Here is a 6,984-nt window from a genome sequence, read left to right as displayed (position 1 = left end):
CGGGTAAGAAACCCAAAGAAGGAGCGGTTACACGCAAGAAGAGAAAACAGCCCCCCCCCCCCCCCCCCCGCGCCCCCCCCCCCCCCCCCCCCCCCCCCCCCCCCGCCGGGTGGGTTCAGCTGTCGCGGGACACCGCGCACTCCGCGCAGGTGCCGAAGATCTCGACCGTGTGGGCCACGTTGACGTAGCCGTGTTCGGCGGCGACGGCCTCGGCCCACTTCTCCACGGCCGGCCCCTCCACCTCGACCGCCTTGCCGCAGGTGCGGCAGACCAGGTGGTGGTGATGGTCGTCGGTGGAGCAACGGCGGTAGACGGACTCGCCCTCGGCGGTGCGCAGGACGTCGACCTCACCGGCGTCGGCGAGGGACTGCAGGGTGCGGTAGACCGTGGTGAGTCCCACCGAGTCGCCCTTGTGCTTGAGCATGTCGTGGAGCTCCTGCGCGCTGCGGAACTCGTCGACCTCCTGGAGCGCAGCCGCCACAGCGGCCCGCTGCCGAGTGGCGCGGCCCTTCACGGGCGGTCCAGCGGTGGTCACCGTTGCCTCCTCACATCTGCCTCTGCCGGGGCCATTGTGCCAGTCCGGGCGGAGGCGGGTCAGACGCCCGCCCCGTCGGGGGCCGTGCGGCCGGCGGGGATCGCGCACTCCGCGGGGTCGCCGCCGGGGTGCGCGGCGGCCAGCGCCCGGGCGCGGCGGCGGGCCAGCGGGGCGGCCAGTGCGGTCAGCACGACGAACGCGCCGATCGTCAGCAGCACGATCGTCGCGCCGGGCGGCACGTCCTGGTAGTAGGAGGTGACCGTGCCGCCGAGGGTCACGCTCACGCCGATCCCGACGGCGAGGGCGAAGGTGGCGGCGAAGCTGCGGCCGATCTGCTGGGCCGCCGCGACGGGGACCACCATGAGCGCGCTCACCAGCAGCAGGCCGACCACGCGCATCGCGACCGTGACCGTGACCGCCGCCGTGACCGCCGTCAGCAGGTTCAGCAGGCGCACCGGCAGGCCCGTGACCCGCGCGAACTCCTCGTCCTGGCTGACCGCGAACAGCTGTCGGCGCAGACCGACCGTGACCAGGACGACGAACGCGGCCAGGACGCAGATGGCCGTCACGTCGGACTCGGAGACCGTCGACAGGGAGCCGAACAGGTAGGACGTGAGGTTCGCGTTGGAGCCGGTCGGGGCGAGGTTGATGAACATGACGCCGCCCGCCATGCCGCCGTAGAAGAGCATGGCGAGGGCGATGTCGCCGCGGGTCCGGCCGTACCAGCGGATCAGCTCCATCAGGACGGCGCCGAGGACGGAGACGAGCGCGGCCATCCACACCGGCGACCAGCTGAGCAGGAAGCCGAGGCCGACGCCGGTCATGGCGACGTGGCCGATGCCGTCGCCCATCAGGGCCTGGCGGCGCTGGACGAGGTAGATGCCGACGGCGGGGGCGGTGATGCCGACCAGGACGGCGGCGAGCAGCGCCCGCTGCATGAAGGCGTAGTTCAGGAATTCCATCGGATCAGCTCAGCAGTCCCGTGCGGATCGGTTCGGCGCCCGCCGGTGCGTGCGGGTGGACGTGGTCGTGGCCGGGCAGGGCGTGCTGGCCGACGGCCTTCGGGGGCGGCCCGTCGTGCAGGACGCAGCCGTCGCGCAGGACGACCGCCCGGTCGATCAGGGGCTCCAGCGGGCCCAGTTCGTGCAGGACGAGCAGGACGGTGGCGCCCTCGGCGACCTGGACCCGCAGGGTCTCGGCGAGGACCTCCTGGCTGGCCAGGTCCACGCCCGCCATCGGCTCGTCCATGATCAGCAGTTCGGGTCCGGCGGCGAGCGCGCGGGCGATCAGCACCCGCTGGTGCTGGCCGCCGGAGAGCGCGTCGACGGAGTCCCCGGCCCGGTCCGCCATGCCGACCAGGTCCAGGGCGCGGCGCACCGCCTCGCGGTCGGCCTTGCGGAAGACGCCGAAGCGGGTGCGCGCCAGGCGGCCCGAGGAGACCACCTCGGTCACCGTCGCCGGCACACCGCTCGCGGCGGTGGTGCGCTGCGGGACGTAGCCCACGCGCGCCCAGTCGCGGAACCGGCGCTGCGGGACGCCGAACAGCTCGATCTCGCCGGCGCCGACCGGCACCTGGCCGATGACGCTGCGCACGGCCGTCGACTTGCCGGAGCCGTTCGCGCCGAGCAGGGCGACGACCTCGCCGCGGTGCACGGTGAGGTCGATGCCGCGCAGGACCGGGCGCGAGCCCAGTTCGGCGCGGACGCCGCGCAGGGATATGGCGGGCTCGTTCATGCCGTCCTCCGTGGGGGCGGGGTGTCCGGGGCCGGTCACTCGGCTCCCAGCGCGGTCTGCAGGGCCTTGAGGTTGGCCTCCATGACCTGGAAGTAGTCGTCGCCGCGGGAGTCGTCGGTGATGCCCTCGACGGGGTCGAGGACGTCCGTCTTCAGCCCGGCGTCGGCGGCGAGGGTCCTCGCGGTCCGGTCGCTGACGAGTGTCTCGTAGAACACGGTGGTGACGCCGTCGGCCCGGGCCGTCTCCGTGAGCTCCTTCACGCGGGCGCCGCTGGGCTCGGCCTCGGGGGACAGGCCGCTGATGGCCTCCTCGGTCAGGCCGTAGCGCTCGGCGAGGTGGCCGAAGGCGGCGTGCGTGGTGATGAAGACGTCGGTCTTGCGGTTCTTCAGCCCGGTCTCGAACGCCTTGTCCAGGTCGTTCAGCTTGCCGACCAGGGCCTCGGTGTTCTTCCGGTAGTCGGCGGCGTGGTCCGGGTCGGCCTTCTCGAAGGCCTTGCCGACGCCCTCGGCGACCTCGGCGTACTTGACCGGGTCGAGCCAGACGTGGGGGTCCTCGCCGCCTTCGTGGTCGTGGTCGTGGCCGTGTTCGTCCTCGTGGCCGTGCTCGTCCTCGTGGGCGTGCTCGTCCTCGTGGCCGTGTCCGTCCGCGGGTGCCCGGAGGGAGGTCAGAGCGGCCGCGTCGATCCTCGTGCCGATCCCGGACTGGTCGATGGCCTCGTCGACGGAGGGCTGCAGGCCCTTGAGGTGGAGGGCCGCGTCGGCCTCCTCGAGCGACGCGATCTGCCGGGTGCTGAGCTCCAGGTCGTGCGGCTCCTGGCCGGGCTGGGTGAGACTGGTGACCCGGACGTGCTCGCCGCCGATCTGCTCGGCGAGGAACGCCATCGGGTAGAACGACGCGACGACGTCGAACTTGTCGGTGCCGCCCGCGGCGGCACTGTCGGAGGAGCAGGCGGAGAGGGCGCCGAGGCCGAGGACGGCGGCCGCGGACAGGGCGGCCGCGGATATGGGGCGTCGTCGTACGTTCATGACAGTCATTTTCAAATATTATGGAAACCGTTGTCAACAAGGCAGGTGGGGGTCCGAACAGGGAGACCGATTGGTTGAGGGGTGGTCCTCGCCGGTAACCTGGGTCATTCGCTGGAAGCATCTCGCTTCGTCGCCCGTCGTCGTAATGAAGAGAGCACCGTGGCCGCCGACAAGATCGACACCATCGTCAGCCTGAGCAAGCGCCGTGGCTTCGTATTCCCCTGCAGTGAGATCTACGGCGGCCAGCGTGCCGCCTGGGACTACGGGCCGCTGGGTGTCGAGCTCAAGGAGAACCTCAAGCGCCAGTGGTGGCGCTACATGGTGACGTCGCGCGAGGACGTGGTCGGAATCGACTCGTCCGTCATCCTGGCCCCCGAGGTGTGGGTGGCCTCCGGCCACGTCGCCACCTTCACGGACCCGTTGACCGAGTGCACCTCCTGCCACAAGCGGTTCCGCGCGGACCACCTGGAGGAGGCCTACGAGGAGAAGAAGGGCCACGCCCCGGAGAACGGCCTCGCCGACCTCAACTGCCCCAACTGCGGCAACAAGGGCACCTTCACCGAGCCCAAGCAGTTCTCGGGCCTCCTCTCCACCCACCTCGGCCCCACGCAGGACTCCGGCTCCATCGCCTACCTGCGCCCCGAGACCGCCCAGGGCATCTTCACCAACTTCGCCCAGGTGCAGACCACTTCGCGCCGCAAGCCGCCGTTCGGCATCGCCCAGATGGGCAAGTCCTTCCGCAACGAGATCACGCCCGGCAACTTCATCTTCCGCACCCGCGAGTTCGAGCAGATGGAGATGGAGTTCTTCGTCAAGCCGGGCGAGGACGAGAAGTGGCAGGAGTACTGGATGGAGCAGCGCTGGAACTGGTACACCGGTCTCGGCCTGCGCGAGGAGAACATGCGGTGGTACGAGCACCCGCAGGAGAAGCTCTCCCACTACTCCAAGCGCACCGCCGACATCGAGTACCGCTTCCAGTTCGGCGGCAGTGAGTGGGGCGAGCTGGAGGGCGTCGCCAACCGCACCGACTTCGACCTCGGCGCGCACTCCAAGGCGTCCGGCCAGGACCTCTCCTACTTCGACCAGGAGGCCGGCGAGCGCTGGACGCCGTACGTCATCGAGCCGGCGGCCGGTGTCGGCCGGGCGATGCTCGCCTTCCTGCTCGACGCCTACGTCGAGGACGAGGCGCCCAACGCCAAGGGCAAGCTGGAGAAGCGGACCGTGCTGCGGCTCGACCACCGCCTGGCCCCGGTGAAGGTCGCGGTGCTCCCGCTGTCCCGCAACCCCGAGCTGTCGCCCAAGGCGAAGGGCCTGGCGCAGACGCTGCGACAGAACTGGAACATCGAGTTCGACGACGCCGGCGCCATCGGCCGCCGCTACCGCCGCCAGGACGAGATCGGTACGCCGTTCTGCGTGACCGTCGACTTCGACACGCTGGACGACAACGCGGTGACCGTGCGCGAGCGCGACACCATGAAGCAGGAGCGCGTCTCGCTGGACCAGATCGAGGGCTACCTGGCCGCGCGTCTGGTCGGCTGCTGAGGCCTTCCCCGACGACCGACTCCGACCGGCCCCCGGCACGGCACCCCCGCGGTGCCCGTGCCGGGGGCCGGTGCGCGTCCGGGAGGGGCGCCGTGTCCCGCCCGGACGCGCACCCGGCCGGCCCGCCCGCCGCCCTACGCGGCCGCCGGATCCACCGTCGCCTGGTGGACCCGGGCCAGGTGCTCCCGCGCCGTGGCGGCCCACGCCGGGAACCGGGCGCCCCCGCGCCAGCCGCAGGTGCCGCACCTGAGTGTGCGCTGCACGCCGGCGCGTTGCACGCGCACGACGTGCCGGCGGCCGTGCAGGTCCCATCGGCTGACCTCGCCCGTGTCGATCTGCGGCATGACCCCTCCCGGTGTCCACGGCGCCGACGGTGTCGACGGCGTTCGCGTCGCGCTGTCGTCGTCCTTGTGCCCGCGTTCGGGGACGGCAAGGAGGGCGCGGCGGGAACGGGGCCGCCGGGTCCGGAGCCGGCTTCCCGCCGTCAGCCGGCGTACGCGCCGGCGGAGCGCCGCGCCTCGCGCCGCCCCGCGTAGCGCTCCCTGCGGTTTCCCGCCCTGGCCCACCGCTGCCGCTCCCTGATGGGGGAGCGCCTCTTGCATCCCGAGCAGCAGTGGGCGCCGGGCAGCCGTCCGACGTCCGCACCGCTTCCGGTGCGGGCGCGGCGTCCGGGGGCACCGTCTACTGCCGGGCGTCCGCTCCCGCCGCCCGGCAGGTCGGTGCCGGGTCCAGCCGCTCGGCCGTGCGCCGTGCCGTCTCGCGGGCCCAGCGGCCCGAGGTCGCCGCGCCCACCACCAGGACCAGGAAGCCGCAGCCGGTGATGATCCACCAGCCGGGCCGGGCCGCCGGTACGAAGGCCTCCGCGTACGGCGACGAACCCACCCCGGCCGCCAGGACCGCGCCGACCACCGCGACCCCCAGCGCCTGGCCCAGCTGGCGGCTGGTGGACGCGACCGCCGAGGCCACCCCCGCCTGGGCGACCGGCATGCCGGAGACGGCGGTGTTGGTGATGGGGGCGTTGACGAAGCCGAAGCCGACGCCGAACAGGACGTAGCCGACGAAGAGGGCGGTGCGGGAGGTCTCGGCCTCGAAGAGGGCGAACAGCAGTCCGCTCACCGTCATCGCGGTGCCCGCGACCAGCAGCGGAAGGCGCGGGCCCCGGCTGCCGACCAGACGGCCGGAGAGCGGGGCGCACAGGAAGGTGGAGGCGGCCATCGGGAGCATCCACAGACCGGCCTCCAGGGCGCTCAGCCCCCGGACGTTCTGCAGGTGGAGCGTGGTCAGGAAGAGGAATCCGCCGAGCGCCGCGAACGCGCTCACCGCGATCACCGTGGCCCCGCTGAACGGCGCCGAGCGGAAGAAGCGGAGGTCGATGAGGGGTTCGCGGCGGCGGGGCTCGTAGTACAGGAGGGCGAGCAGGGCGGCGAGCGCGAGGGCGGCGAAGGGGACGGTCGCCGCGAGGGTGGTGTGCGGGGCCTCGATGATCGCGTACGTCAGGGAGCCGAACAGGACGACGACCAGGAGCTGGCCGACCGGGTCGGGGCGGCGGGCCCGGGGCGCGCGGGACTCCGGGACGAAGCGCAGGGTGAGCAGGAGGGCGGCGAGTCCCACCGGCAGGTTGATCCAGAAGATCGAGCGCCAGCCGACCGAGTCCACCAGCAGGCCGCCCACCAGCGGACCGGCGGCCATCGAGAGGCCGACGACCGCGCCCCACGCGCCGATCGCGCGGGCGCGTTCGCGGGGATCGGTGAAGGTGTTGGTGATGATCGACATGGCGACCGGGTTGAGCATCGAGCCGCCCACCGCCTGCACCGCCCGGAAGGCCACCAGCGCCTCGAGGTTCGGGGCGAGCGAGCACAGCAGCGAGCCGAGGGTGAAGACCACCAGGCCCGTCATGAAGACCCGCTTGCGGCCGATCCGGTCGGCCGTGGAGCCCGCGAGCATCAGCAGCGAGGCGAGGACGAGGGTGTAGGCGTCGATGGTCCACTGGAGCCCCGCGGTGCTCGCGTGCAGCTCCCGCTGCAGGGAGGGCAGGGCGACGTTCAGGACGGTGTTGTCCAGACTCACGATCAGCAGGCTCATGCAGCAGATCGCGAGGACCAGCGCGCGCCGGCCGGAACTGAGCTCGGGCATGGCGTTCATCATAGG

At 72.3% G+C, this 6,984-nt stretch carries 7 protein-coding genes; 1 reads left to right on the top strand and 6 read right to left on the bottom strand.

The window, feature by feature from the left end:
• Positions 1–115: 115 nt before the first annotated feature.
• Genes ACZ56B_RS18725 through ACZ56B_RS18710 form a run of 4 tightly spaced genes read right to left on the bottom strand, consistent with a single transcriptional unit; the run spans position 116 to position 3,294 of the window.
• Positions 116–535 carry a Fur family transcriptional regulator gene (locus ACZ56B_RS18725; RefSeq protein ID WP_468791210.1) on the bottom strand — a complete coding sequence of 140 codons (420 nt, stop codon included), beginning with the start codon at positions 533–535 and terminating at the stop codon, positions 116–118.
• Positions 536–594: 59 nt separating this feature from the next.
• Positions 595–1,497, bottom strand: coding sequence for a metal ABC transporter permease (locus ACZ56B_RS18720; protein ID WP_468791208.1), 903 nt, complete (start codon positions 1,495–1,497; stop codon positions 595–597).
• 4 nt (positions 1,498–1,501) lie between these two features.
• Positions 1,502–2,269 carry a metal ABC transporter ATP-binding protein gene (locus tag ACZ56B_RS18715; protein WP_468791206.1) on the bottom strand — a complete coding sequence of 256 codons (768 nt, stop codon included), beginning with the start codon at positions 2,267–2,269 and terminating at the stop codon, positions 1,502–1,504.
• A gap of 35 nt (positions 2,270–2,304) precedes the next feature.
• On the bottom strand, positions 2,305–3,294 hold the full coding sequence (locus ACZ56B_RS18710; RefSeq protein WP_468791286.1) for a metal ABC transporter substrate-binding protein: 990 nt from the start codon (positions 3,292–3,294) through the stop codon (positions 2,305–2,307).
• Between the two features lie 159 nt (positions 3,295–3,453).
• Here ACZ56B_RS18710 and ACZ56B_RS18705 point away from each other — a divergent pair, with 159 nt between their 5' ends.
• Positions 3,454–4,836 carry a glycine--tRNA ligase gene (locus ACZ56B_RS18705; protein ID WP_468791204.1) on the top strand — a complete coding sequence of 461 codons (1,383 nt, stop codon included), beginning with the start codon at positions 3,454–3,456 and terminating at the stop codon, positions 4,834–4,836.
• A gap of 134 nt (positions 4,837–4,970) precedes the next feature.
• Here ACZ56B_RS18705 and ACZ56B_RS18700 read toward each other — a convergent pair whose 3' ends face one another.
• A complete protein-coding gene (locus ACZ56B_RS18700; RefSeq protein ID WP_468791203.1) occupies positions 4,971–5,180 on the bottom strand; it encodes a hypothetical protein in 210 nt (69 codons plus the stop codon).
• Positions 5,181–5,517: 337 nt separating this feature from the next.
• Positions 5,518–6,969: an MFS transporter gene (locus ACZ56B_RS18695; protein ID WP_468791202.1), complete on the bottom strand. Its 1,452-nt coding sequence runs from the start codon at positions 6,967–6,969 to the stop codon at positions 5,518–5,520.
• Positions 6,970–6,984: the final 15 nt, after the last annotated feature.

The sequence above is a fragment of the Streptomyces sp. NPDC034670 genome (assembly GCF_055574875.1).
The sequence above is the reverse complement of the archived record's forward strand: the minus strand, read 5'-3'. Positions and strand labels throughout refer to the sequence as shown.

Bases quoted from the DNA above. Each gene is read 5' to 3' on its own strand.
- ACZ56B_RS18710 (WP_468791286.1), bottom strand. From the start codon at position 3,294: ATGAACGTACGACGACGCCCCATATCCGCGGCCGCCCTGTCCGCGGCC.
- ACZ56B_RS18695 (WP_468791202.1), bottom strand. From the start codon at position 6,969: ATGCCCGAGCTCAGTTCCGGCCGGCGCGCGCTGGTCCTCGCGATCTGC.
- ACZ56B_RS18720 (WP_468791208.1), bottom strand. From the start codon at position 1,497: ATGGAATTCCTGAACTACGCCTTCATGCAGCGGGCGCTGCTCGCCGCC.
- ACZ56B_RS18700 (WP_468791203.1), bottom strand. From the start codon at position 5,180: ATGCCGCAGATCGACACGGGCGAGGTCAGCCGATGGGACCTGCACGGC.
- ACZ56B_RS18715 (WP_468791206.1), bottom strand. From the start codon at position 2,269: ATGAACGAGCCCGCCATATCCCTGCGCGGCGTCCGCGCCGAACTGGGC.